General features: G+C 69.9%; 1 protein-coding gene. It reads left to right on the forward strand.

The features are described from left to right. The first annotated feature begins 257 nt into the window (after window positions 1–257). On the forward strand, window positions 258–536 hold the full coding sequence (locus ABD323_RS44530) for a type II toxin-antitoxin system Phd/YefM family antitoxin (RefSeq protein WP_184918346.1): 279 nt from the start codon (window positions 258–260) through the stop codon (window positions 534–536). Window positions 537–562: the final 26 nt, after the last annotated feature.

The following is a 562-nucleotide window of genomic DNA, read 5'->3' on the forward strand; positions in this document are numbered from 1 at the left end:
CGTCCACCCTCCAGCGCGCGTCGGGCCGGTCCACCTCGCCGCCGAGCCGGGCGGCGTTGAAGTGCGCCAACCCGGCGGGGTAGTGACAGTCGAGCACCACGCACTGCAGCTTGCCGATCATCGGGACCACTCCTGGAGCAGACGGGGACCTGTGCCCCTCCAGCATCCCGCCGACCGGGCCGGACCGGCCGAGGACACGGTGACGTTCAGCCCGGACGCCCAAGGGGACGATGTACTACGAGTAGTACGCTGGTCCCATGGCTACCTCCAGCGAAGTGCCGGCGCGTGAGCTCAACCAGCAGACCGCCCAGATCCTCGCCCGGGTGGAGGCCGGCGAGACGGTCACGGTCACCAAGAATGGCCGCCCAGTCGCCATACTGCGGCCGTACGGCCTGGACGACCCGCCCTCCTACGGGTTCCGCACCGACCCGATGGGCGAGGACCCGTACTTCCAGGAACCGCCGACCATCGAGTTCGAACCGATGGACGTGGACGAGCAGGATGACCTGATGCGGCAGGGGTTCGGCCTTGACTGACCGCCCCGGCCTCCCGGTCGCCGGCG

The sequence above is a fragment of the Kitasatospora nipponensis genome (assembly GCF_039528135.1).
Classification (GTDB): Bacteria; Actinomycetota; Actinomycetes; order Streptomycetales; family Streptomycetaceae; genus Kitasatospora; species Kitasatospora nipponensis.

Excerpts from the sequence above, each read along its gene's own strand:
- ABD323_RS44530 (WP_184918346.1), top strand. The coding sequence starts at position 258 with ATGGCTACCTCCAGCGAAGTGCCGGCGCGTGAGCTCAACCAGCAGACC.